This is a genomic window from Rhizobium sp. TBD182 (assembly GCF_001950375.1).
In the GTDB taxonomy this organism is placed as follows: Bacteria; Pseudomonadota; Alphaproteobacteria; order Rhizobiales; family Rhizobiaceae; genus Agrobacterium; species Agrobacterium tumefaciens.
Window position 1 is genome coordinate 199,921 of the sequence record NZ_BDLN01000008.1, and the last position, 24,680, is coordinate 224,600.

Annotated in this window: 22 protein-coding genes; 17 read left to right on the top strand and 5 right to left on the bottom strand. The window is 60.3% G+C overall.

The window, feature by feature from the left end:
• On the top strand, positions 1–1,596 hold a 1,596-nt coding region (locus tag T18_RS21200), incomplete at its 5' end, for an adenine deaminase (RefSeq protein WP_323455243.1).
• A 27-nt stretch (positions 1,597–1,623) separates the two neighbouring features.
• Here T18_RS21200 and T18_RS21205 read toward each other — a convergent pair.
• Complete coding sequence (locus T18_RS21205; protein WP_003518105.1) at positions 1,624–2,547, bottom strand: LysR family transcriptional regulator; 924 nt, start codon at positions 2,545–2,547, stop codon at positions 1,624–1,626.
• Positions 2,548–2,639: 92 nt separating this feature from the next.
• Between T18_RS21205 and T18_RS21210 the strand changes: the two genes are divergently transcribed.
• Positions 2,640–3,887, top strand: a complete 1,248-nt coding sequence (locus tag T18_RS21210) for an MFS transporter (protein WP_003518104.1) — start codon at positions 2,640–2,642, stop codon at positions 3,885–3,887.
• A gap of 29 nt (positions 3,888–3,916) precedes the next feature.
• Here T18_RS21210 and T18_RS21215 read toward each other — a convergent pair whose 3' ends face one another.
• Positions 3,917–5,089, bottom strand: coding sequence for a M20 aminoacylase family protein (locus T18_RS21215; protein WP_003518103.1), 1,173 nt, complete (start codon positions 5,087–5,089; stop codon positions 3,917–3,919).
• 208 nt (positions 5,090–5,297) lie between these two features.
• Between T18_RS21215 and T18_RS21220 the strand changes: the two genes are divergently transcribed.
• The 14 genes from T18_RS21220 to T18_RS21285 all read left to right on the top strand — a co-directional run bounded on the left by T18_RS21220 (position 5,298) and on the right by T18_RS21285 (position 19,776).
• A complete protein-coding gene (locus T18_RS21220; protein ID WP_035252713.1) occupies positions 5,298–6,005 on the top strand; it encodes a phosphoribosyltransferase in 708 nt (235 codons plus the stop codon).
• Between the two features lie 205 nt (positions 6,006–6,210).
• The gene (locus T18_RS21225; protein WP_003518101.1) at positions 6,211–7,266 is read left to right on the top strand and encodes a dipeptidase; all 1,056 of its coding nucleotides are present in this window, start codon (positions 6,211–6,213) and stop codon (positions 7,264–7,266) included.
• A 50-nt stretch (positions 7,267–7,316) separates the two neighbouring features.
• Entirely contained in the window at positions 7,317–8,957 is a 1,641-nt protein-coding gene (locus T18_RS21230) for an ABC transporter substrate-binding protein (RefSeq protein WP_038494952.1), read from the top strand.
• An 18-nt stretch (positions 8,958–8,975) separates the two neighbouring features.
• A complete protein-coding gene (locus T18_RS21235) occupies positions 8,976–10,043 on the top strand; it encodes an ABC transporter permease (protein ID WP_003518099.1) in 1,068 nt (355 codons plus the stop codon).
• Positions 10,040–10,972, top strand: a complete 933-nt coding sequence (gene nikC / locus T18_RS21240; RefSeq protein ID WP_003518097.1) for a nickel transporter permease — start codon at positions 10,040–10,042, stop codon at positions 10,970–10,972. The genes T18_RS21235 and nikC overlap by 4 nt, the downstream gene beginning before the upstream one ends.
• Positions 10,969–11,805, top strand: a complete 837-nt coding sequence (locus tag T18_RS21245) for an ABC transporter ATP-binding protein (protein WP_003518096.1) — start codon at positions 10,969–10,971, stop codon at positions 11,803–11,805. Before nikC ends, T18_RS21245 begins: the two co-directional genes overlap by 4 nt.
• Entirely contained in the window at positions 11,802–12,551 is a 750-nt protein-coding gene (locus T18_RS21250) for an ABC transporter ATP-binding protein (RefSeq protein ID WP_003518095.1), read from the top strand. Before T18_RS21245 ends, T18_RS21250 begins: the two co-directional genes overlap by 4 nt.
• A 67-nt stretch (positions 12,552–12,618) precedes the next feature.
• Complete coding sequence (locus tag T18_RS21255) at positions 12,619–13,521, top strand: LysR family transcriptional regulator (RefSeq protein WP_025595068.1); 903 nt, start codon at positions 12,619–12,621, stop codon at positions 13,519–13,521.
• Positions 13,522–13,707: 186 nt separating this feature from the next.
• Positions 13,708–15,243, top strand: a complete 1,536-nt coding sequence (locus T18_RS21260; protein WP_075807811.1) for an ABC transporter substrate-binding protein — start codon at positions 13,708–13,710, stop codon at positions 15,241–15,243.
• 229 nt (positions 15,244–15,472) lie between these two features.
• Entirely contained in the window at positions 15,473–16,423 is a 951-nt protein-coding gene (locus T18_RS21265) for an ABC transporter permease (protein ID WP_003518092.1), read from the top strand.
• Positions 16,420–17,241, top strand: coding sequence for an ABC transporter permease (locus T18_RS21270; protein WP_013762300.1), 822 nt, complete (start codon positions 16,420–16,422; stop codon positions 17,239–17,241). The genes T18_RS21265 and T18_RS21270 overlap by 4 nt, the downstream gene beginning before the upstream one ends.
• A 53-nt stretch (positions 17,242–17,294) precedes the next feature.
• Positions 17,295–18,692, top strand: coding sequence for an amidase (locus T18_RS21275; RefSeq protein ID WP_038494960.1), 1,398 nt, complete (start codon positions 17,295–17,297; stop codon positions 18,690–18,692).
• Positions 18,693–18,787: 95 nt separating this feature from the next.
• The gene (locus tag T18_RS21280; RefSeq protein WP_003518089.1) at positions 18,788–19,354 is read left to right on the top strand and encodes a DJ-1/PfpI family protein; all 567 of its coding nucleotides are present in this window, start codon (positions 18,788–18,790) and stop codon (positions 19,352–19,354) included.
• Between the two features lie 71 nt (positions 19,355–19,425).
• Positions 19,426–19,776 carry a ribbon-helix-helix domain-containing protein gene (locus tag T18_RS21285; protein ID WP_038494964.1) on the top strand — a complete coding sequence of 117 codons (351 nt, stop codon included), beginning with the start codon at positions 19,426–19,428 and terminating at the stop codon, positions 19,774–19,776.
• A 36-nt stretch (positions 19,777–19,812) separates the two neighbouring features.
• Here the strand turns inward: T18_RS21285 and T18_RS21290 are convergent, their stop codons facing one another.
• The 3 genes from T18_RS21290 to T18_RS21300 all read right to left on the bottom strand — a co-directional run bounded on the left by T18_RS21290 (position 19,813) and on the right by T18_RS21300 (position 23,522).
• Complete coding sequence (locus tag T18_RS21290; protein ID WP_013762302.1) at positions 19,813–20,733, bottom strand: ABC transporter permease; 921 nt, start codon at positions 20,731–20,733, stop codon at positions 19,813–19,815.
• Positions 20,726–21,736, bottom strand: coding sequence for an ABC transporter permease (locus tag T18_RS21295; RefSeq protein ID WP_003518086.1), 1,011 nt, complete (start codon positions 21,734–21,736; stop codon positions 20,726–20,728). The genes T18_RS21290 and T18_RS21295 overlap by 8 nt, the downstream gene beginning before the upstream one ends.
• A gap of 76 nt (positions 21,737–21,812) precedes the next feature.
• Complete coding sequence (locus tag T18_RS21300; protein ID WP_038494967.1) at positions 21,813–23,522, bottom strand: peptide ABC transporter substrate-binding protein; 1,710 nt, start codon at positions 23,520–23,522, stop codon at positions 21,813–21,815.
• A 305-nt stretch (positions 23,523–23,827) separates the two neighbouring features.
• Between T18_RS21300 and T18_RS21305 the strand changes: the two genes are divergently transcribed.
• Positions 23,828–24,680: amidohydrolase (locus T18_RS21305; RefSeq protein ID WP_323455244.1), on the top strand; the 853-nt coding region annotated here is incomplete at its 3' end.

A 24,680-nucleotide genomic window follows, 5' to 3' on the forward strand; every position in this document is an offset into this window, starting at 1 on the left:
CCGGCAAGCCGCAGCGATGCAGCGCAGCTCGTCGACGCGTCGGGCGCCTTTGTCTCGCCCGGCCTGATCGACACGCATATGCACATCGAAAGTTCGATGATAACGCCCGCTGCCTATGCGGCAGCCGTGGTTGCCCGCGGCGTCACCACTATCGTCTGGGACCCGCATGAATTCGGCAATGTCCATGGTGTCGAAGGGGTGCGCTGGGCGGCGAAATCCATCGAAAACCTGCCGCTGCGCGCCATTCTGCTTGCACCCTCCTCAGTGCCATCAGCACCGGGTCTGGAGCGCGGCGGCGCTGATTTCGATGCCGGAATTCTCGCTGATATCCTGTCATGGCCGCAGATTGGCGGGGTTGCGGAAATTATGAACATGCGCGGCGTCATCGAACGCGATCCGCGCATGAGCGGCATCGTACAGGCCGGTCTTGTCTCGGAAAAGCTGATCTGTGGCCATGCGCGCGGCCTGAAGGACGCCGATCTCAACGCCTTCATGGTGGCAGGCGTTTCTTCCGATCACGAGCTGGTCTCGGCTGAAGACCTGATGGCGAAGCTTCGGGCGGGGTTGACCATCGAGCTGCGCGGCTCGCACGATCATCTGCTGCCGGAATTTGTGGAGGCGCTGAATGCGCTCGGCCACCTGCCGCAGACGCTGACGCTCTGCACTGACGATGTTTTCCCGGATGACCTGCTGCGGGGCGGCGGGCTGGATGATGTGGTGCGCCGCCTTGTCCGTTATGGCCTGAAACCGGAATGGGCGCTGCGCGCCGCAACACTGAATGCTGCGCAAAGGCTTGGCCGTGCCGATCTCGGCCTCATCGCCGCCGGTCGCCGTGCCGATATCGTCGTTTTCGAGGATTTGAGTGGTTTTTCAGCCCGTCATGTCTTGGCCGGTGGCAGGGCGGTTGCGGAAGCCGGGCATATGCTCGTCGACATTCCAGCCTGCGATGCGGCGGCGCTCGAAGGCTCGATGAAGCTGCCGCTGCGCGCAGCCGATGATTTCCGGGTTGCCTGCGAGGGCGCAAGGGTGCGCCTTGCCACCATCGACCGCCCACGCTTCACGCAATGGGGCGAGGCGGAAGCCGAGGTGAAGGATGGTTTCGTCGTTCCCCCCGAAGGCGCCACGATGATTTCCGTCACCCACCGCCACGGCAAGGCCGAGCCAGTTACCAGGACCGGCTTCCTTACCGGCTGGGGACGCTGGAACGGCGCCTTCGCCACCACCGTCTCGCATGACAGCCACAACCTCACTGTCTTCGGCGGTAATGCCGAAGACATGGCGCTGGCCGCCAATGCGGTGATTGCGACAGGCGGTGGCATGGCTGTCGCCTCTGAGGGTAAGGTGACCGCGCTTCTACCCCTGCCGCTCTCAGGCCTCGTTTCCGATGCGCGGCTTGAAGACGTAGCACAGGCTTTCGAGGAATTGCGCGCCGCTGTCGGCAAGGTGGTCGATTGGCAGCCACCCTATCTGGTCTTCAAAGCCTGCTTCGGCGCCACGCTCGCCTGCAATATCGGCCCGCACCAGACGGATATGGGCATTGCCGATGTGCTTACGGGACGGGTGATGGAAAGCCCGGTGATTGCGGTTCTCGAATAGCGGCGGTTCGCATCTGCGGGCTGCGATTTATTCCACCTTGGGCCCGTCAGGCGTCTGTGTTTCACGCGCGGCAATGCGCGCTGCCATCACGAAATTCTTCACCACGGGCGATGTCGTTCCGCGCCGATAGGCGAGCGATATGGAAAGCTGTGGCGGCGGACCGCTGGAGGGCAGCAGGACGATGTTGTGCATTTTGACTTGTGCGACGGATTCCGGAACGAGGGAAACCCCGAGTTCGGCCGCGACCAGCGACAATATCGAGACGATTTGCGGTGCAGCCGGCCCGAGACGCGGCGTGAATCCAGCCTCCTCGCAGGCTTTTATCGATGCATCGTGAAGGCTGGTGCCGATGCTGCGTGGCGTCAGAATGAAAGGGTCGTCGCGCAGTTCCATCAGGTCTATGGCGGTTCCGCGCCGCGCGAGTGGATGGGATGCCGGCAGGGCGACCAGAAGCGGTTCGTCAGTGAGCACTTCCTCGAGCAACGTATCAGGGTCGGATTGTGAGGGGCGCAGCAGCGCCACGTCCAGCCGATCTTCAAGTAGGGCCGGCGTCAGTGCGAGAGCAGCTGCCTCCATCACCTGAAGTTCTACGTCAGGGTATTTGCGTCTGTAAGTGCGGATGCAGGCCGGAACCAGAGGGTTGAGCGCCGCCGTGCCGGTAACGCCTATTCTCAGGATACCGGTTTCACCGGCCGCCGCCCTGCGTGCAAGCCGGATACCTTCGCTCACCTGATGCGGAATATGGGCCACCGCGATGCGAAACGCATGACCCGCCGGCGTTAGTTCCGCGCCATGCGCGAGACGCCGGAATAGCCGCACGCCGATTTCCTGTTCCAGAACCTTTATCTGCTGGCTGAGCGGCGGCTGCGCGATTCCCAGATGTTCTGCCGCCCGCGTGAAGCTGCCTTCATTGGCGATGGCCAGAAAATAGCGGATGTGCCTGAGTTCCATGATATTAGATCCAGATATGACAGGAACGCATTCCATATATTAGAATGAAAGACGGAGCTGCGCTATAGCTGGGAGCGAAAAGGACAAACCCGATGCGCCAGCTCAAAAAACAGGATTTCACCCCGCCGATCGTCATGACGGAGGAGCCGCCGGATGTGCTCTGGATCCGGCAGGGAAGCCGCCAGTTTCGCCGGGCGAGTTGGGCGCTCTTTCTGGCCGGCTTCGCCAGCTTTTCGCTGATTTATTGCGTGCAGCCGCTGCTGCCGGAATTTCCGGCGGAATTCGGCATAAACCCCGCAACCGCATCGCTCGCCCTGTCGCTGACGACGGGAACGCTGGCCTTCGCCATTCTTCTCAGCGGTGCTTTTGCCCAGCTCTTCACCCGCCGAAATCTGATGTTCGTTTCGATGATGCTGGCCGCTATCGCCAATATCATTGCAGCAAGCACGGAAGGTTGGGCATGGCTGCTTGCCGCCCGCGCGCTGGAAGGGTTCGTGCTCGGCGGCGTTCCCGCCGTCGCTATGGCTTATCTTGCCGAGGAGATCGAACCTTCCAGTCTCGGCAAGGCGATGGGGCTTTATGTCGGCGGCACGGCCTTCGGCTCCATGGCCGGGCGTGTCGGCATGGGGCTGGTGTCCGCCTATACGTCCTGGCAGGTCGCAATGTATGCGCTGGGGGCGGTCTGCATCCTTGCGGCCATCGGCTTCCTGCTGCTTCTTCCGCCCTCGCGGAATTTCCGGCCGCAGCACATGCCGCTGAAAAATCATCTGAGAATATGGGCGCAACATCTTGGAAATCCTGAACTTCGGCGGTTCTATTTCCTTGGCGCGATGCTGACGAGCGTGTTCACCACCGTTTTCAACTATTGCGCCTTTCGCCTCGTCGCGCCGCCTTACGAATTGGGCCGAACCGCCGTCAGCATGATCTTCCTGACCTTTGCCCTGGGTATCGTCGCTTCCTCCTATGGCGGTGCTCTGGTCGACCGGTTCAGCCGGCGGATCATGCTGGTGGTTGCCTTTTCCACCATCCTTGCCGGTATCCTGCTGACCTTCGCCTCAAGCATCATCCTCATCGTGGCGGGGATTGCGGCGATAACCGTCGGATTTTTCATTGGGCATTCGGCTGCCAGCAGTGGTGTGGGTGCCAATGCGGGAGGCGCCAAAAGCCATGCTTCCGCGCTTTATCTGCTGTTTTATTATTGCGGAGCGAGCATCACCGGTTGGATCGGTGGCTGGTTCTGGATCCATGCCGGCTGGCCCGGCATCATGGCCATCACCGCCGGCTGCGCGCTTGCCGGAATTTTCGCCAGCCTTGCCGGTCCGAGCGCGCGGCGCGTCTGAGCGGCCATCGCCGATGCATCCGGCCGTTTTTACTCCGCCGCCAGTTCCTGCTCCACCAGTGTTGCCCAGAAAGCGACGCCGGGAACGATTGCCGCGTCGTTGAAGTCGTAGGAGGTGTTGTGGTGCAGCGCGCCATCCACCGCGGGGCCGTTGCCGAGCCAGACGTAGCAGCCGGGGGCCTCGCCCGCGAAAAAGGCGAAGTCGTCGCCGGCGGTCGAGGGCGGGAAGGCGGTGCGGGATTTGTTGCCGAAGACGGTCTTGGCGGCTCGGAGCGCCCGTTTCGTCGCATCGGCATCGTTGATGACGGGCGGAATGCGGCGGATGAATTCATAGCTTGCCTCGATGCCGAACATCGCCGCCGTACCCTTGGCGAGCCTGCCGATTTCCGTTTCAAGCTGGCTGCGCACCTCAGGCGCGTAGGCGCGTGCGGTGCCGCCGATTTCGACGAGATCGGGAATGACGTTGAGCGCCTTGGGGTCACCCGCCTGCACCGAGCAGGCGCTGACGACGGCAGGTTGCAGCGGATCGACGACGCGGCCGACGATGCTTTGCAGCGAAGCGAGGAAGGTGCCCGCCGCCGTTACCGGATCGCGGCCGAGATGCGGCTTGGCGCCGTGGGTGCCGATGCCCCTGAAGGTGACGCGCCAGCTATCGGAAGAGGCAAGCTGCGGTCCTTCCACCACGGCCATCTCATCGATTCCGAGCCCCGGCATGTTGTGCAGGCCATAAACTGCATCGCAGGGAAACAGGTCGAAAAGCCCGTCCTCAACCATTTTTTTGGCGCCGCCACGGCCTTCTTCGGCCGGCTGGAAGATGAAATGGACGGTGCCGGAAAAATCGCGGGTACTGGCGAGATAACGCGCAGCGCCCAGCAGCATGGCGGTGTGGCCGTCATGGCCGCAGGCATGCATCTTGCCGGGGAACTTCGATTTATAGGGCCGGTCGGGAATTTCCGGCATGGCCAGCGCATCCATGTCGGCGCGAAGACCGATACTGCGGGTGCCGTTGCCCACCTGCAGCGTGCCGACCACGCCGGTACCGCCAAGGCCGCGATGCACCTTCACCCCCGCCCTTTCGAGAAGATCGGCGACGATGGCGCTGGTTCTCTCCTCTTCAAAGCCCAGTTCCGGATGGGCGTGGAGATCGTGGCGAAGCTCCGTCAGGAATGGCAGGTCCTCGCCGATGCGGTCCAGCAGTCTCATGGGTAGCTTGTCCTTGAATATGGGGAAAACCCACGCCATAGGTGGGCTTGTCCGAATGCCTGTTGCTTTGTTTCCTTCTAGCTGAAAAACCCAATGAAATGAACCCGCCGCATGCCTGCGGTTGTCGAAATGCCTGATATGCCGAACGGGGATGGCGCGGATGAAAATCACTTCCGCTTTTGCCGTCCCGCTTCTGAAAGGAAAACCGATGCCGCAATCCGCATCGCCCGCCGCATCATCCCCCGCCGCGCCGCATGAGTTCTGGCAGGATGTTCTTCCGCCCCGTTCATTCGATACGACAGGCCCGCATTCGGCTTTCTTTCCGGCGGAGCTGGATGACGGGCGGCAGATCTGCCTGCCGATCCGGCCCTTGGCGGATGGCGAACATGCGCTCGCCTCGCTCATCGTCAATCAGGCCTCTTTTGACGTGCTGGAAGTGCTGGCCGCCGACCTGGCGGAAAAGCTTCGCCCCCTCAAGCCAGATGTCGTGATCGGCCTGCCGACTCTGGGGCTCACGCTTGCCGCAGCCGTTGCCCGTCACCTCGGCCATTCACGATATGTGCCGCTCGGCACTTCGCGCAAATTCTGGTATCTGGAGGAATTGTCGGTGCCGATGTCCTCCATCACCACCAAGCAGGAAAAACGGCTTTACATCGATCCGCGCATGTTGCCACTCATCGAGGGCAGGCGGGTGGCGCTGGTGGACGATGTCATCTCCAGCGGCAGTTCCATCATTTCAGGTCTTTCGCTTCTCGCCTCATCCGGCATCAAGCCGGTGGCAATCGGCGCTGCCATGCTGCAATCGGATCGCTGGGTGCAAAAAATCGCTGCTTTCGGGCCGGAATGGCCGGAGCGGGTGAGGGGTGTTTTCGCGACGCCGCTGCTGAAAAAAGCCGTAGGCGGCTGGCAGGCTTGACGTTGCGCAATTCCCGGCAAAAGGCAAGTGGTGATAATTTCATCGTTGCCTAATTTGCGTCTTGCGGAGCCGTGAGAGATCGTCCTAAGATCGTTTCTGACAGACTATAGCAGTCGGCGAAAAATGCGCCGGTTTGCTCTCGCGCGGTGTTATTCCGGCGTCTGCCCGCCCCCTTTGGTTTTGCCGCTTACTGGAATTTCTTGACATGCATGCAGTGTTCGACGGTCATAATGATGTGCTGCTTCGGTTGTGGCGCAACAGCAAGGCCGGTGGCGATCCGGTGGCTGAATTCAAGAACGGTACCCGCGAAGGCCATATCGACGGTCCGCGTGCACGTGCAGGCGGTCTCGGCGGCGGCATCTGCGCCATCTACATTCCCTCCGGCGATCTGGTCCTGCAGGAGCCGGACGCGCAGGGTCATTACGATACACCGCTTGCGGCGCCGCTCGAACGCCAGCCCTCGCTCGATATTGCGATGGAAAAGGCTGCGATCGCGCTCAGGCTTGACCGTGCCGGCGCCTGGCGCCTTTGCCGCTCGACGGCCGATATCCGCAAGGCCTTTGCCGAGGATATTTTCGCGGCCGTGCTGCACATGGAAGGCTGTGAGGCGATCGGTGCCGATCTCGATGCGCTTGAGGTTTTTTATGCCGCCGGCCTGCGTTCGCTCGGTCCGGTCTGGAGCCGGCACAATATTTTCGGTCACGGCGTTCCCTTCTCCTATCCAATGTCGCCCGATACCGCGCCCGGCCTTACCGATGCCGGTTTTGCGCTGGTCAAGGAGTGCAACCGGCTCGGCATTCTCATCGATCTCGCCCACATCACCGAAAAGGGCTTCTGGGATGTGGCGAAGACCACGAACCAGCCTTTGATCGCCAGCCATTCCAACGCACATGCGCTCACCCCCGTCGCCCGCAATCTTACTGACCGGCAGATGGATGCCATCAAGGAGAGCGGCGGTCTGGTGGGCCTCAACTACGCGGTCACCATGTTGCGTGCGGATGCGCGCGACATCGCCGACACGCCGCTTTCCGACATGGTGCGCCACATCGACTACATGGTGGAGCGTATGGGCGTCGATTGCGTGGCGCTCGGATCGGATTTCGACGGCGCGACGGTACCCGTTGGCGTTGCCGATGCCAGCGGCAACCACAATCTGGTTGCGGCGCTGAAATCGGCGGGCTACGGTGATGGAGAACTTGCTAAAATATGCCGGGAAAACTGGCTGCGCGTCCTATCCCAGGCCTGGCACGAGCCGGCCTGAAGGCAAATAAAAGCGAACTAAATCAATCTCATAACAAAAGGGGAGATCCTATGATCAAATCGCTCAACAAGTCCATGCGTATCCTCAGCACCAGCGCTGCTCTGTCGCTGATGATGCTGTCTGCGCCGCACGCTTTTGCCGCCACGCCGGCCGATACGCTGGTTGAAGGTTTCGCCATCGACGACATCATCACGCTCGATCCGGGTGAGGCATTCGAGCTTTCGGCAGCTGAAGTTACCGGCAACACCTACAGCAAGCTGGTTTCCATCGATCTCAACGACACGTCCAAGGTGATCGGCGATCTGGCCGAGAGCTGGACGACCTCTGAAGACGGTCTCACCTATACCTTCAAGCTGAAGACCGGCCTGAAATTCGCCTCCGGCAATCCGGTGACGGCAGATGATGTTGCCTTTTCCTTTGAACGTGCCATCAAGCTCGACAAGTCGCCAGCATTCCTTCTGACGCAGTTCGGTCTCAAGGGCGACAACGTCACTGAGAAGGCGAAAGCGACGGATGCCAACACCTTCGTGCTGACGGTCGACAAGCCCTACGCACCAAGCTTCGTGCTGAACGTTCTGACCGCGACCGTTGCCGCAGTTGTCGACAAGAAGCTGGTGACCGAAAAGGCCAAGCCCGTCACGCCGAGCGCCGATTACAAATACGACACCGATTTCGGCAATGCGTTCCTGAAAACAGGTTATGCCGGTTCCGGCCCCTACAAGATCCTTGGCTGGAAGGCCAACGAAGCCGTCATTCTGGAGGCCAACCCCAACTATTACGGTGAGAAGCCGAAGTTGAAGCGCGTGGTCTATCGTCACATGAAGGAAAGCTCCGGCCAGCGCCTGGCGCTTGAAAACGGTGATATTGACGTTGCCCGCAACCTCGAGCCGGGTGATATGGAAGCCGTTTCCAAGAAGGAAGGCCTTGCCGTCACCTCCGCGCCCAAGGGCACCGTTTATTACTTCAGCCTCAACCAGAAGAACGAGAACCTGAAGAAGCCTGAGGTCGTCGAGGCCTTTAAATATCTTGTCGACTACGACGCGATCGGCGCGACGATCATCAAGGGCATCGGCGAAATCCATCAGACCTTCCTGCCAAAGGGCCAGCTTGGCGCGCTTGACGAGAACCCATACAAGCTCGACGTCGCCAAGGCCAAGGAACTGCTGGCGAAGGCCGGCCTGAAGGACGGCTTCACCGTGACCATGGATGTGCGTAACACGCAGCCGGTAACCGGAATTGCCGAAAGCGTACAGCAGACGCTGGCGCAGGCTGGCATCAAGCTGGAAATCATTCCCGGCGACGGCAAGCAGACGCTGACCAAGTACCGCGCCCGCACGCACGATATCTACATCGGCCAGTGGGGTTCGGACTATTTCGACCCGAACTCGAATGCCGAGACCTTCACGATCAACTACGACAACTCCGAAGAAGGCAAGAACAAGACGCTTGCCTGGCGTAACGCCTGGGACGTTCCGGAGTTGACGAAGGAAACGCAGTCGGCACTTCTGGAAAAGGATAATGCCAAACGCGCCGCCATCTATCAGAACCTCCAGAAGGAAGTTCTCGAAAAAGGCCCGTTCGTCATCATCTTCCAGCAGACGGAAGTGGCGGGATACTCCACGAAGCTCAAGGGCCTGAAGCTCGGACCGAGCTTCGACACCAACTATGTCTATACGATCTCCAAGGAATGATCCGGAAGGATCGGTCTCTTGAGCATCGTTGAAGCAAACAGCCGGGCGAGGCAGGGCAAACGCCGTGCCAACGCCCGCGCGAAGGCCATTCTCGGCTTCGCCGTCACCGTCATCACCACCTTTCTGGGGCTGATGGCGGTCACATTTTTCATTGGCCGCGTTGTGCCGATCGATCCCGCACTGGCGATCGTCGGCGACCGCGCTCCTGCGCATGTGGTCGAGCGCGTGCGTGAGCAGCTCGGCCTCAACCTGCCGCTCTGGCAGCAGTTCTTCATCTATCTGAAGCAGGCGCTGTCGGGTGATTTCGGCATCTCAGTCCTCACCACCAACCCGGTGATGGAGGATATCAAGCGGGTTTTCCCGGCGACCATAGAGCTTGCCACGCTCGGCACCATCATCGGCGCCGTTTTTGGCATTCCGCTCGGCGTGCTTGCCGCGGTCAAGCGCGGCAGCTTTGCCGACCAGGTCGTACGCGTCATTGGCCTTATCGGCTATTCCGTGCCGATTTTCTGGCTTGGCCTCCTGGCGCTGCTGGTGTTTTACGCCCGGTTGCAATGGGTCGCCTATCCCGGCCGGATGGATATCGTCTACGAATTCACCTTTACGCCGGTCACGGGTTTCTTCCTGATCGACGCGATCTGGCAACGGCAATGGGACGTATTGTGGGATCTGTTCCGCCACATCATCTTGCCCGCCTCTCTGCTCGGCTATTTTTCGCTGGCCTATATCAGCCGCATGACGCGTTCGTTCATGCTGAATGAGCTCGCCCAGGAATATATCGTTGCGGCGCGCGCCAAGGGGCTTTCTGAAACGCGCATCATCTGGTTTCACGCTCTGCGCAACGCCGCCGTGCCGCTGGTGACCGTGATTGCGCTATCTTACGCCGGTCTGCTGGAAGGTTCGGTGCTGACCGAAACCATCTTCGCGTGGCCGGGGCTCGGCCTCTACATCACCAATTCCCTGCAGAATGCGGATATGAATGCCGTTCTTGGCGGCACGATCGTGATCGGCGCCATCTTCGTCGGCATCAATCTCTTCTCCGATCTGCTTTACCGGACGCTCGACCCAAGGACGCGCAGCCGATGACGATTTCGACCGATACACTCAAACCCTACAGCCGCGAATGGCTGCTCTCCGACCGGCCTGCCTCGCGCAGGCAGGCACGGCTTGGCCGTGCCTATGTCATCTGGCGGCGCTTTTCGGAAAACCGGCTGGCGCTGCTTGGCCTCGGCATCATCATTGCGCTGCTGCTTGTCGCGCTGTTTGCCAATGTGCTTGCACCACACGATCCGGTGCAGGGCGATCTGCGCAATGCTCGGCTTCTGCCTCCGGGGACAGAAGGTTACCTGCTCGGCACTGACGATCAGGGGCGTGATATTCTCTCGCGCCTCATCCACGGTTCGCGGCTGACCCTGTTCGTCGTGCTTCTGGTGGCCATCATCGCCGCACCCATCGGACTCATCGTCGGCACCGTCTCGGGTTATGCCGGCGGCTGGGTGGATGCCGTTCTGATGCGCATCACCGATATTTTTCTGGCCTTTCCGAAGCTGGTTCTGGCGCTTGCGCTGGTGGCCGCACTTGGACCGGGCATTGAAAACGCGGTGCTCGCCATCGCGGTCACCTCATGGCCGCCCTATGCGCGCATCGCGCGCGCCGAAACCATGACCTTCCGCAATTCCGATTTCATCGCGGCGGTCAAGCTCATGGGCGCGTCGCCGTTTCGCATCGTCCTGAAACACGTCATGCCGCTTTGCATGTCGTCGCTCATCGTGCGTGTCACGCTCGATATGGCGGGCATCATCCTCACAGCAGCCGGTCTCGGCTTCCTTGGCCTCGGTGCACAGCCGCCGCTGCCGGAATGGGGCGCGATGATTGCTTCCGGACGCCGTTTCATTCTCGACCAATGGTGGGTTGCCGCCATGCCGGGCATTGCGATCCTGATCGTCAGCCTCGGTTTCAACCTTCTGGGCGATGGCCTGCGCGATGCGCTGGACCCCAAGGAGGCGAACCAATGAGCGCGCCGCTTCTGACCGTCGAGAACCTGCGCGTTTCCTTCCCCACCCGCACCGGGCTGGTGGAGGCGGTGCGTGGCGTCTCGTTCACGCTGGGACGCGAACGCCTAGGCATCGTCGGCGAGTCCGGCTCCGGCAAATCGCAGACCGGCCGCGCCATCATGGGGCTGACCCCGAAAAGCGCTCGCATCGAGGCCGATGTGTTGCGCTTCGGCGATGTCGATCTTCTCGGTGCTTCGGCAAAGGAGCGGCGGCTCATGCGCGGCAAGCGCCTGGCCATGATCCTGCAGGATCCGAAATATTCGTTGAACCCGGTCATGCCCATCGGCCGCCAGATCATGGAAACGCTGCGTACCCATGAAAGCATCGGTTCCGGCGAGGCGCGCCAACGCACGCTCGCCATGCTGGAGGCCGTGCAGATCCGCGATCCCGAGCGCGTGTTCGATCTTTACCCGCACGAGGTTTCCGGCGGAATGGGCCAACGCGTCATGATTGCCATGATGCTGGTCTGCGGCCCGGAACTTCTGATCGCCGATGAGCCGACTTCCGCGCTCGACGTGACGGTGCAGCTCGAAGTGCTCGATATTCTCGACAAGCTGGTTCGCGACCGCGGCATGGGGCTGATTTTCGTCAGCCACGATCTGCGGCTGGTGTCATCTTTCTGCGACCGCGTTCTGGTCATGTATGCGGGCAAGGTCGTTGAGGAGCTGTCTTCTGCCAATCTTAAAGAGGCGAAGCATCCCTATACGCAGGGTCTTTTGAACTGCCTGCCGGAAATTGGCGGCCACCGGCATCCGCTGCCGGTTCTGGAACGCAAGGCGGAGTGGCGCGCATGAGCACGGTTCTTTCTATCAAAGACATGGTGGTCGATTTCGACGGATATATCGCGCTCGACAGTGTCAGCATCGATGTGGCCGAGGGTGAGTCCTTCGGTATCGTCGGCGAGTCCGGTTCCGGCAAGTCGACGCTGCTTCGGGCAATTGCCGGCCTCAACCATTTCGATGAAGGCTCGTTGATGGTGGCTGGTCGCTCCTATTCGAGCAAGCACCGCGACAAGAGCTTTTATAGCGATGTGCAGATGGTGTTTCAGGACCCTTACGGTTCCCTGCACCCCCGCCAGACAGTGGATGCGCTGCTGCTGGAACCACTCGTCATCCATGGTCTCGACAATCGCGAGCATCGAATCGCGCGCGCGCTTGATGAGGTGGGTCTCGGCACCGGTTTCCGCTTCCGCTATTCGCACCAGCTTTCGGGCGGTCAGCGGCAGCGTATCGCCATTGCCCGCGCGCTGATCGTCGAGCCGAAGATTCTGCTACTGGATGAGCCGACCTCGGCGCTCGACGCGTCCATCCAGGCGGAAATCCTCAATCTGCTGGAACAGGCCCGCAAGGACCGCAACCTCACCTTCGTTATGGTCAGCCACGATCTCGGCGTCATCAGCCACATGTGCGATCGCCTTGCGGTGATGAAAAGCGGCAAGGTGGTGGAAATGCTGGAGGCGGAAGCGCTGGAAAGCCGCGAGTTTACTGCGGATTATACCAGGCAGCTGCTGGTGGCGAGCGAGGGCTTCAAGCGCGCTTGAGCTGCCGCTATAGTCGGGTCAAGCCCGGCATGACGGACAGTGTCGGCCAAAACAGGGTATCCAGACCATGCAATTGCGCGCATTGATGTATTTCGACGAACTTGTCCGCACCAATTCCATGCGCGCCGCTGCCGAAAATCTGAATGTCGCGCCGACGGCAGTCAGCCGCCAGATCGAGAACCTCGAATATTATTTTGGCTCGCCTTTGGTGGAGCGTTCCAGCCGGGGCGTGAAGCTGACGGCGGCGGGGGAATTGCTGGCTGCCCGCGCCGGCAAGACGCTGCGCGAACTCGACCATGTGCACCAGCTGATCGATGACCTGAAGGGGCTTCAGCGCGGCCGGGTCACCGTTTATGCCAATGGCGCGACGGTTGCGAACCTTCTGGCGCCGGTGCTGGCGCAGTTCAGCCTCAAATATCCGCAGTTGCGCTTCGAGGTGCACATCACCAGCGCGCGCCAGGCGATGGAAGCACTGGGTGCAGCCGAAGCGGATCTGGTCGTCAGCCTTTTTGCGCCCAAGGTCTCCGGCGTGAAAGTGCGCTCGCGCACCCGTATCAGTTACGATGCTATTTTTCCGACCGGCCATGCGCTTGCCGCGCAGGCGGAAGTCTCTTTGAAGGAACTGGCCGGCCTGCCGCTTGCCCTGCCGGACAAGAGTTTCGCGGCGCGTCAGGCCTTCGATACGCTGTTTGCCGATGCCGGTATCGAGCTTGATCCCGTCTTTATCACCAGTTCGCTGGAAATGCTGAAGGAACTGGTTTTGGGCCATGCCGCGGCCACGCTGTTGCCGGCCTTGTCGGTGGCGCGTGAAATCCGCAGCGGCCAGATGGTTGCTGTTCCGCTTTCCGGCAAGAAGGGCATCCACACCCAGATCGATCTCTGCGTGGCGCCCGACCGGCAACTATCCTTCGCCGCCTCCAAGCTTGCCGATTTCATCGAGCGTTTCATGCGCGAGGCGACAGCGGGGTAGGGGAATTCGTCAGCCTGGAGAATTGTCCATCCCGGTTGATTTCCATCCGTATTTCCGTGTAGCCATTTCAGCTACACGGAGCACACAAAAATCACGATTGTGTGTGCGCCTGCAACATGACACTCTTTTTGCAACGGGTGGTCTTCGAAAGGCAAAAATGCCTCGGCCGCCAGACAGGGGACAATGATGCCACGCACTTATTTTTCGCAGCCGCTGAAAGTTACGCGGCGCGCCGCGCTTGCGTTTGCACTGGGGACGGCGCTCTGGATGCCGCTTTCTATGACGGACGCCGCGGCCGCGCCGAAGACCGCCTTGACGCTGGGCATGACAGTGGAGCCGACGGGTCTCGACCCGACAATTGCGGCACCCGTCGCCATCGGTCAGGTCAGCTGGCAGAACATATTCGAAGGTCTCGTCACCATCGACCACGACGGCAAGGTGAAACCGCAGCTTGCCGAAAGCTGGGAAATTTCAGCCGATGGCAAGACCTATACGTTCAAGCTGCGCCAGGGGGTTACCTTCCACGACGGCGAGGCCTTCGATTCCTCTGTTGCGAAATTTTCGCTCGACCGGGCGCGCGGTGAAACGTCGGTAAACCCACAAAAACGCTTCTTCACCGCAATCGAGAGCATAGAAACGCCGGATGCCGCGACGCTGGTACTGAAGCTGAAGCAGCCGGCGGGCAGCCTGATCTACTGGCTCGGCTGGCCGGCCTCCGTCATGGTTGCGCCGAAGAGCGCTGACAATAACCGTACCACGCCCATCGGCACCGGCCCGTTCAAGTTCGCAAACTGGGCCAAGGGCGACAAGGTGGAATTGGAGAAGAACGCGGCCTATTGGGACAAGGCGGTGGCGGTGAAGCTTGAAAAGGCCACCTTCCGCTTCGTTTCCGATCCGCAGGCGCAGGCAGCGGCACTGAAATCTGGCGATATCGATGCCTTCCCGGAATTCGGCGCGCCGGAACTGATGACGTCCTTCGACGGCGATGCGCGTCTCGGTACCTTCGTCGGCAATACGGAACTCAAGGTCGTGGCCGGCATGAACAACGCCCGCAAACCCTTTAACGACAAGCGCGTGCGCCAGGCGCTGATGATGGCGGTGGATCGCGGCACGGTGATTGAAGGCGCATGGTCGGGTTACGGCACGGCCATCGGCAGCCACTACTCGCCGAACGATCGCGGTTACATCGATACGACCGGTGTTCATTCTTACGATATAGACAAGGCAAAGGCGCTTCTTGCCGAAGCGGGTTACCCCGACGGTTTCAGCTTCACGATCAAGGCCCCGCAAATGGCCTATGCCCAGCGGACCTCGCAAATCCTCCAGGCGATGTTGGCCGAAATCGGTGTCACCATGACCATCGAGACCACGGAATTTCCGGCAAAATGGGTGGCGGATGTTTTGAAGGGCGCGGATTACGACATGACCATCGTCGCCCACGCTGAGCCGATGGATATCGATATCTACTCCCGTGATCCCTATTATTTCAACTATAAGAACCCTGCCTTCAACGAGGTCATCGCCAATGTCGAAAAGACGGCGGATGCGGCCGAGCAGGAAAAGCTTTACGGCGAAGCCCAGAAAATCCTCGCCGAAGATGTGCCGGCGCTGTTCTTGTTCGTGATGCCGAAACTCGGCGTCTGGGACAAGAAGTTGAAGGGGTTGTGGGAAAACGAACCCATTCCCTCCAATGTGCTGACGGATGTGCATTGGGAAGAGTGACGTTTGTTGTGAACGGCGAGGCGCATTCCTACCCACCACCTCATTCCTGTGCCTGTCACAGAAATCCAGCCAGCCCAAGTCTTTGGGCTGAAAGGAAACTTTCCGCCGCGCAGGCACGCTTCGGCTGGATCCCAGTGACAAGCACAGGGGTGAGGGAAGAGTTAGCGGGGATGACAATAAATCCATCCGCCACATCCCGAAACGAAACAACGCAAGGAAAGAATGCCAGATGTTAGCCGTTCTCGTCCGGCGCCTTGCAAGCCTCATCGTCACGCTGTTTGCGGTGTCGCTCATCATCTACATCATCATGGGGCTGTTGCCGGGTGATCCGGCGGCCATCATGCTCGGCACGTCGGCGAGCCCGGATACGCTTCTCGCGCTGCAAAAGCAGATGGGTCTCGATCAGCCCTTGCCATTGCGTTACATCCACTGGCTTGCAGGCGTATTCCGGGGTGATCTCGGACAATCCTATACCTACGGCGTGCCGGTAGCGGGGCTTATTGTCGAGCGGCTTGCCGTCACCCTGCCGCTTGCGCTGCTCGCGGTCTGCCTATCGGTCGCCATCGCCATTCCGCTCGGCGTCGCGGCAGCGAGAAGCCGAAACGGGCCGGTGGATTTCGCAGCCGGGCTGTTTTCCCATGTCGGCATTGCCGTTCCCGGTTTCTGGGTCGGGCTGCTGCTCATCATCGTCTTTTCCACCACGCTCGGCTGGATGCCATCAGGCGGTTTTCCCGGCTGGCGTCCGAGTTTTTCTGCCGGATTTATCGCGCTTGTGCTTCCAGCCATTGCCCTTGCACTGTCTCAGGCAGGCGTCCTTACCCGCGTCTGCCGCTCGGCAGTACTTGAGGTAATGAACGAGGATTTCGTGCGCACCGCCCGCGCCAAGGGGCTGAGCGAGCGGGTAGCGCTGTGGCGACATGCGGTGCCGAACGCCATGATCCCCGTTGTCACCATGATCGGCCTGCAATTCACATTCCTGATTGCCGGGGCAGTGCTGGTGGAGAATGTCTTCAACCTGCCGGGCCTCGGGCGGCTTGCCTATCAGGCGTTGACCCAGCGGGATATCGTCGTCATGCAGTCCGTCGTACTGTTCTTCTCGGCGCTTGTCATCGTCATGAATTTTCTGGTCGATATCGCCTATCTCTTTATCGATCCAAGACTGCGGGCAGGTGCACGATGATGCGACTGATCCGCCGCCGCCCCGCTTTCGTCCTTGGCATCGCCGTCACTCTCTTTCTTGTCGCGGTTGCCCTGCTTTCGCTGGTCTGGACGCCGGTTTCTCCGACGAAGATACAGATTGCCCAGAAGCTGAAATCGCCCTTTGCCTATGGCGGGCTTGGCACCGACCATTTTGGCCGCGATGTGCTGTCCATGCTGATGGCGGGGGCATGGAATTCGCTCTCCACCTCCATCGCCGCCGTTGCCATCGGCGCGCTCATTGGCACGGCGCTTGGCGTATCGGTCGCGGCACTGCGCGGTTTCACCGAAACCCTGGTGATGCGCGCCTGCGATATCATCTTCGCCGTACCGCCGATTTTGTCGGCCATGATGCTCGGCGCGTTCATCGGTACGGGGCGGTTCACCGCCATCATCGCCATTGCCACCTTCATGGTGCCGGTCTTTGCGCGGCTGACGCTGGGTGCGGCCTTGCAGATATGGTCGCGGGAATATGTCACCGCCGCCACCAGCATCGGCCAGAACCGCGCCAAGATCACGCTGTTTCATATCGTGCCGAATATTTCCAACCAGATCATCGTGCAGGTGACCATCCAGCTCGGCCTTGCCATCCTTACCGAAGCGGGGCTCTCATTCCTCGGTCTCGGCATGCCGCCGCCGGCCGCCACCTGGGGGCGGATGCTCGCCGATGCGCAGACCTATCTAGGTGCTGCACCCTGGCTTGCCATCATGCCCGGCCTTGCCATTGCGCTCGCGGTCTTCGGCCTCAATCTGCTTGGCGATGGCCTGCGCGACCTGCTGGACCCACGCGATACCAGCTGACCGCTTCAAGCCGATATCGCCCATATTATCTGTTTTCTGACGAGACGAAGCTTATGACCGATCTCATACACCTCAACACGCTCGAAATCCTGGCGCTTTACGGGCAAAAGAAGCTGTCGCCATCGGAATATTGGCAGGCGGTAGAGGCCCGTATCGACGCATTCGAGCCCACGGTGAACGCGCTTTACGCCTATGATCCCGAGGATGCCCGCAAGCAGGCGCTGGCCTCGACGACGCGTTGGCAAAAAGGTGAAACGCTCGGGGCCCTCGATGGGATTCCGGTGTCGCTGAAGGAATTGATCGCCACTAAAGGCCAGCCGGTTCCGCTTGGCACCAAAGCGGTGGAACTGGTGCCGGCCCTGGAAGACGCGCCGGTTGCGGCCCGCTGCCGCGAGGACGGCGCCATCATTTACGCCAAAACCACCTGCCCGGATTACGGCATGTTGTCATCGGGCCTTTCCAGTTTTCACAAGCTCAGCCGCAACCCGTGGGACCCGACACAGAACCCCGGCGGCTCCAGTGCCGGTGCGGCTTCTGCCGGTGCTGCGGGTTACGGCACCCTGCATATCGGCACGGATATTGGCGGCTCGGTGCGGCTACCGGCGGGGTGGACGGGGCTGTTCGGCTTCAAGCCCAGCCAGGGCCGCATACCCGTCGATCCCTATTATACCGGCCGCTGCGCCGGACCGATGACCCGCACCGTCGTCGACGCCGCCTATGCCATGGCCACGCTTTCCCGCCCGGACTGGCGCGACGGCACCGCGCTTCCGCCCAACAATATCAACTGGATGGACCTCGATATCGACGTAAAGGGCCTGAGGATCGGCCTGATGCTGGATGCCGGCTGCGGCTTGGCCCTGGACGATGAGGTGCGGGATGCTGTTGTGGCGTCCGCAAAGCTGTTCGAAGATGCAGGTGCCATCGTGGTCCCGGTCGAGCCGGTGCTGTCTCGGGACATGCTGGATGGGCTGGATGATTTCTGGCGGGCGAAATTCTGGGGCGATATGGCGGCGCTGAGTGACGAACGCCGCGCGGCGATCCTTCCCTATATTCACGAATGGGCGCAGAAGGGCGCTGATGTTTCCGGCGCGCGTGCCGTTTTCGGTTTCAACCAGACCATGGAAATGCGCAAAGCCTGCGGGCGGTTGATGCAGTCGGTTGATGTGGTGATTTCACCCGTTAATCCCATCGTCTCCTATCCGGCCGACTGGGCCTCGCCCACCAACGATCCCGAGCGACCCTTCGAACATATCGCCTTCACCGTCCCTTGGAACATGTCGGAACAGCCGGCATCCTCGATCAATTGCGGTTTCTCGAAATCCGGGATGCCCATCGGCTTGCAGATCGTCGGCCCGCGTTACGCGGATCTGCTCGTTCTCAAGCTTTCCAAGGCCTTCGAGGATTGGGGCGGCGGTGTTCGGCACTGGCCGGAGCCGCCCAAAGCGCGCTGATCCCGTCTTTATCGGCCCTGTAGTATAGCCATAATACCCGCTTCTCCACCCCTCCTGTTACGGTGCCCCGGGCATTCGAAATGGGAGGAGCAAGCATGCCGAAGAAGATTTTGATGATCACCGGCGATTTCGCCGAGGACTACGAGACCATGGTGCCGTTCCAGACGCTGCTTGCGGTTGGTCACACGGTGCATGCCGTCTGCCCCGGCAAGAAGGCTGGCCAGACGATCGCGACCGCGATCCATGATTTCGAGGGCGACCAGACCTATTCAGAAAAACGCGGCCATAATTTCGCGCTCAACGCAACTTTTGCCGATATCAAGGTCGCGGATTACGACGCGCTGGTCATTCCGGGTGGTCGCGCGCCGGAATATCTGCGGCTGAATGCGGATGTGCTTGCCGCCGTGAAGCATTTCTTCGAGGCTGACAAGCCGGTCGCGGCCGTCTGCCACGGTGCCCAATTGCTGGCGGCTGCGGGTGTCCTCAAGGGCCGCACCTGCTCGGCCTATCCGGCCTGCCGCCCCGAGGTGGAACTGGCGGGCGGCACCTATGCCGATATCGCCATCGATGCGGCGGTTACCGACGGCAAGCTGGTGACGGCGCCCGCATGGCCGGCGCATCCGGCATGGCTTTCGCAATTCATGGCGGTGCTCGGCAGATAAGGCCGGCGGAATGGGGCTTTTACCGGTCCCGTTTCCCGTCTATCTTCTGCAGCTTGCTGAGGGAGGACACAATGTGCAAGCTTTTCATCAAGGCAGACCCGACGCTTTGGGAAAGCCATACCCGGTCTTTGCGGATCGATGGCATGGTCACCAGTGTCAGACTTGAAAACTTCTTCTGGACGACTCTGGACGAGATTTCACGCCGCGATGGCATGAACAGCGCGCAGCTCATTGCCAAGCTTTATAATGAATCGATCGATGCCGGGCATGATCTCGGCAACTTCACCTCGTTTTTACGAGTCTGCTGCGGGCGTTATCTGGCCTTGCAGCTTTCTGGCGATATTCCGGCGCGCAGCGACATTCCGATTGCTGCGCTGGATTCAGACAGCATTCTCGACGCGGAAAAGATGAATTATCACTGAGATAAAGGGAAGGGCGCAGCCACCGCGCCCTTCGCCTCAGCTCTTAAGCGCCCTTGGATCAAGCGCATCACGCACGGCGTCGCCGATGTAGTTGACGCTCAGAACCGTCAGCGAGATTGCCAGTCCAGGCCACAGCACGCGCGAGGGCGTGAGCTGCAGGAAGTTGGCGCCATCGAACAACAGCCGTCCCCAGGTCGGAAAGTCGGACGGAAAACCGAGGCCGAGGAAGGACAGCGCCGATTCCGTAATGATGGCCGAGGCGATGCCGAGCGTGGCTGAGACCATGATCGAACTCAACACATTCGGCAGGATATGGCGCAGGATAATGCGGTATTCGCGCATGCCGCTCGATTTCGCCGCCATGATAAACTCCTGGCTTTTGATCGTCAGCACGTCGCCGCGCACGATGCGTGCGGTATGCATCCAGCTGGTTACCCCGATCACGAAGACGATGAGGATGAAGATACCGGTTTCCGGCCCGAAGGCGGCGCGCAGCGTATCACGGAACAGCATGAGAATGACGAGCAGCAGTGGCAGCAGCGGCAGGGCCAGGAACAGGTCCGTCAGCCGCATCAGCGGCCCGTCAAGTCTTCGGAAATAGCCTGACAGCACCCCCACCAGCGTGCCGAGAAACAGCGCCAGCAGCATGGCGGTGATGCCGACGGCAAGCGAGATGCGCCCGCCCGCCAGCACCTGCGCCAGCATGTCCTTGCCCAGATTGTCGGTGCCGAAGGGATGCGCCAGCGACGGCCACTGGTTGCGTTCCTTCACATTGATGGCATTGGGCGCGACAGTGTGGATATAGGGCCCGACATAGACCGCAAGCAAAATAAAGATGAAAACGAACAGGCCTGCCACGCCGCCCTTGTGGACGCGGAACTGTTTCCAGATATCGGCAAGTGCCGATTGCACAGGCGTGGCGGCAACGGCTGGTGCTGCGAGGGTGGCGTCAGTCATAGCGGATCCTCGGGTCGAGAATGCCGTAAAGCACGTCGGCAATCAGGTTGAAGAGCACGATAAGCACCGCGAAAATGAAGGTCAGCGTCTGCACCAGCGGAATATCCGCGCCCTGAACGGCGGTGATCAGCAATTGGCCAAGCCCGTTCACACGGAAAATCTGTTCGGTAATGATGGCGCCGGAAAAGATCGTCGGCACGCCGAGTGCGATGACGGTGACGACGGGTATAAGGCTGTTACGCAGGACGTGAACGAGCAGAACGGATTTTTCCTTTACGCCCTTGGCACGCGCGGTGCGCACATAGTCCTGATGCAGATTGTCCAGCATCGAGGCGCGCACGAAACGGCTGATCTGTGAGACGTTGTAAAGGGTCAGCACCAGAACCGGCATGAACATCTGTTTGATCTGTGCCACGAGGCTTCCCCAGTCAGTCACCTGCAGATTGGTGTCGTAGACGGAAGGGAACCATTGCAGATAGGAGCTGAAGATGACGACCAGCAGCACGCCGGTGAAGAAGGTGGGAACCGAATACCCCACCATCGAGACGAAGGTGCCGATCTGATCGAAGATCGAATATTGTTTGTAGGCGGAAATGACGCCGATCGGGATCGCCAGAAGCGCGCCGAAGAGATAGGCAAGGCCGACGACCCAAAGCGTTTGCGGCATGCGCTGGATGACGAGATCGACCACTGGGCTGCGCGTTGCCCAGGACAGTACACGCATGCGGCTGCCGTCGCCGATCTGCCAGCCTGTCAGCTTCTCGAACAGGTTCAGCGGTTCATTGATGAAGAATTGCTGCAGCCACAGCATGTAACGGATGAAGAAGGGCTGGTCGAGACCGAGCGAGGCGCGGATCTGCTCGCGCACTTCGGGCGGAATGGTCAGCGGCAGGTCGCCGGTCGGATCATTCGGCGCCAGATCGAGCAGGGCGAAGATGACGAAGCTAATGACGAGCAACGTCGGTACGGCAAAGGCAAGCCGCCGGAGCGTAAAGGTAAACATCGGAAAGTCTCCAGACCGTCAGGGTCTCGCAAAATGAGCGCGGTCCCCCCGTCAGGGGCGACCGCGCATTTGCGGGTTACTTCTTGCGGGACCAATCCGCGACGTTCCAGAGTTCCGAATCCCAGGCGTTCATGCGAACGCCTTCGAGTGTCAACGAATGCGAGGAGACGCTGCCGCGATGGATGAGCGGAATATGCGCGCCTTCTTCGGTCAGCATATCGTTCAGCTGCTTGGAAATCTCACCGCGCTTGGCAGGGTCTGCGGTCTTGGAGAGCTCGCCCACCAGCTTGTCGAATTCCGGGTTGCAATAACGCGGAATGTTCTGGCCCTGCCAGCCGTTAGCCGGAGCCGGGATCTTGTCGCATAGCCATTCCGCCAGATATTTTTCCGGGTCGGTACCGTCGAAATTGTTGGTGTACATTTCAACATCGGCGAAAAATTTCTGGAAGGTGTCGGGGCTTGCCGGATCGCCGCCGAAGAAGACGGAGGCGCTGACATTGCGCAGTTCGGAAGCAACGCCAATCTGCGACCACATGTCCTTCACCAGTTCCTGCGTGGCCTGGCGAACGGAGTTTGTGGAGGTCTGGTAGAGGAAGGACAGTTTCACACCGTTCTTGGCGCGGATGCCATCGGCGCCCTTTACCCAGCCCGCATCGTCCAGCAGCTTGTTTGCGCCTTCCAGATCCTGTTTCAGGCACCAGCTGTCATTCTTGGTCGAAGCGACGGCTTCCGGGGCCGGCACGATATTGCAGGTCGGCTTGCCTGCCTCGCCATAACCTGCCTCATCGATAATATCGCGGTCGATGGCAAGCGAGAGCGCGCGGCGCACGGCCGGGTCGGAAAGGGCCGGATGCGGGCCGCCTTCCTTGGTGGAGCGCTTGTCACCCAGCGCAGGATCGGCGTTGTACCAGTTGAGATTGATACGCTCGACCTGCGTGCCGAAGGCAGTTTCCAGCTTGCCCTTGCCGGCAGCTACCATGGTGGCCAGAATTTCCGGCTCCACCTGCATGTTCCAGGCGTAGTCGAATTCGCCGGTTTCAAGAACGGCACGTGCAGCGGAAGCTGCGTCACCGCCGCCCTTCAGGGTAGCCGTGGCGAAGGCGGGCTTGGCCGGATCGCGATAATTGGGGTTGGCCACGAAGCTGATGACGTCGTTCGGCTTGAAATCCTTGACCACGAAGGGGCCGGTGCCGATGGGGCCGAAATTGGCGGATGTGCAGCCGGGAGCCGCAGCGCCGACGCATTTTTCAAACTGTTTCTTCTGGATGACAGGCGATTGTGCGCCAACAAATGCGGAATAGGGGTAGGGCTTCGGTTCGTTGAAAGTGATCTTGATGGTGTGGGCGTCGATCGCCTCGACGTTCTTCACGCCTTCATATTGTGCCGCCTGCGCGCAGCCGCCGTCCGGTGCGATGCAATATTTCCAGGTGAAGATGACGTCGTCAGCGGTAAAGGGCGTGCCATCAGACCATTTGACGTCGCTCTTCAGCTTCCACGTCATGCTGAGCAGATCTTTCGCGATGCCGCCATTGTCGACCGTCGGAATTTCGCTCACCAGCATCGGCACCAGCTCGCCTTTTTCGTCGTAGCGCGCCAGCGGCTCGATCACCATGGACGAGCTGTAGACTTCCTTCGTGCCAGCGGAAAGATATGGGTTGAGTGTCGATACAGCCTGCCAGAAAAGGATTTTCAGTTCGCCGTCACTGCCACGCTCGGCATGGGCGGCAGAGCCTGCCATGGCCAAGGCCGCCACCGTGCTGGCAAAGAGAACGCTGCGCTTCTTCATTGTGATTTTCCCCTTTGAAGATTTTATCTGTTTGAATGTTTGACGCTTTTCCTCAACGTCATTTGCAAGTCTTTTGTTTTAAGTGTTTGACTTTGCTAACGAATATTCTTCCGTTCCCAGTGATGCTATTGTCAGTTTTTTTGAAATGCAAGCCCCAAACTCTGATTGATGAACAAAATTTGAGCCGATTGGCTTCGGGCCTATTTTTCACTCATCTAGCGAAATTCATACTTGCAAAAGCAGAAATTCCAAACGCAATATGGTTCCCGACAACCCGGCGGGGAACAAAAAAAGGAAAAATGGGAATGCCGATATTGAACCGTGTGGCCGAGATGCAGGAAGAAGTAGCCGGTTGGAGGCGCCACCTGCACGAGACGCCGGAGCTGCTCTACGACGTCTTCGAAACCTCGAAATTCGTGGCGGAGAAACTCAAATCTTTCGGATGCGATATCGTCGAAACCGGCATTGGCAAGACCGGCGTGGTGGGCATCATCAAGGGGCGGCACGGAGACGGCCCGACCATCGGTTTCCGCTCCGACATGGATGCGCTGCCGATCCTCGAAACCAGCGGCAAGCCCTGGGCTTCCAAGGTTCCGGGCAAGGCCCATTCGTGCGGCCATGACGGGCACACGGCCATGCTTTTGGGTGCGGCGCAATATCTGGCCGAGACCCGTAATTTCAAAGGGTCCGTGGCCGTCATCTTCCAGCCGGCTGAAGAGGGTGGCGCAGGGGCACTTGCCATGCTGAACGACGGCATGATGGAGAAATTCGGCATTTCCCAGGTCTATGGCATGCATAACGAGCCGGGCATTCCGGTCGGCAATTTCGCCATCCGCAAGGGTTCGACGATGGCGGCGGCGGATAGTTTCGAGATCGTCATTACCGGTAAGGGCAGCCATGCGGCGGCCCCCCATCTTTCCGTCGATCCGGTGCTGACCTCGGCCTATATCATCATCGCCCTGCAATCCATCGTCTCGCGGGAAACGGACCCGTTGAAATCGCTGGTCGTCACCGTCGCCACCACCCACGGCGGCACAGCGGGCAATGTCATCCCCGGTTCGGTAACGCTGACCGGCACGGTGCGCACCCTGCTGCCGGAAACCCGCGATTTCGCCGAAAAACGGTTGAAGGAAGTGGCGACAGCCACCGCCATGGCGC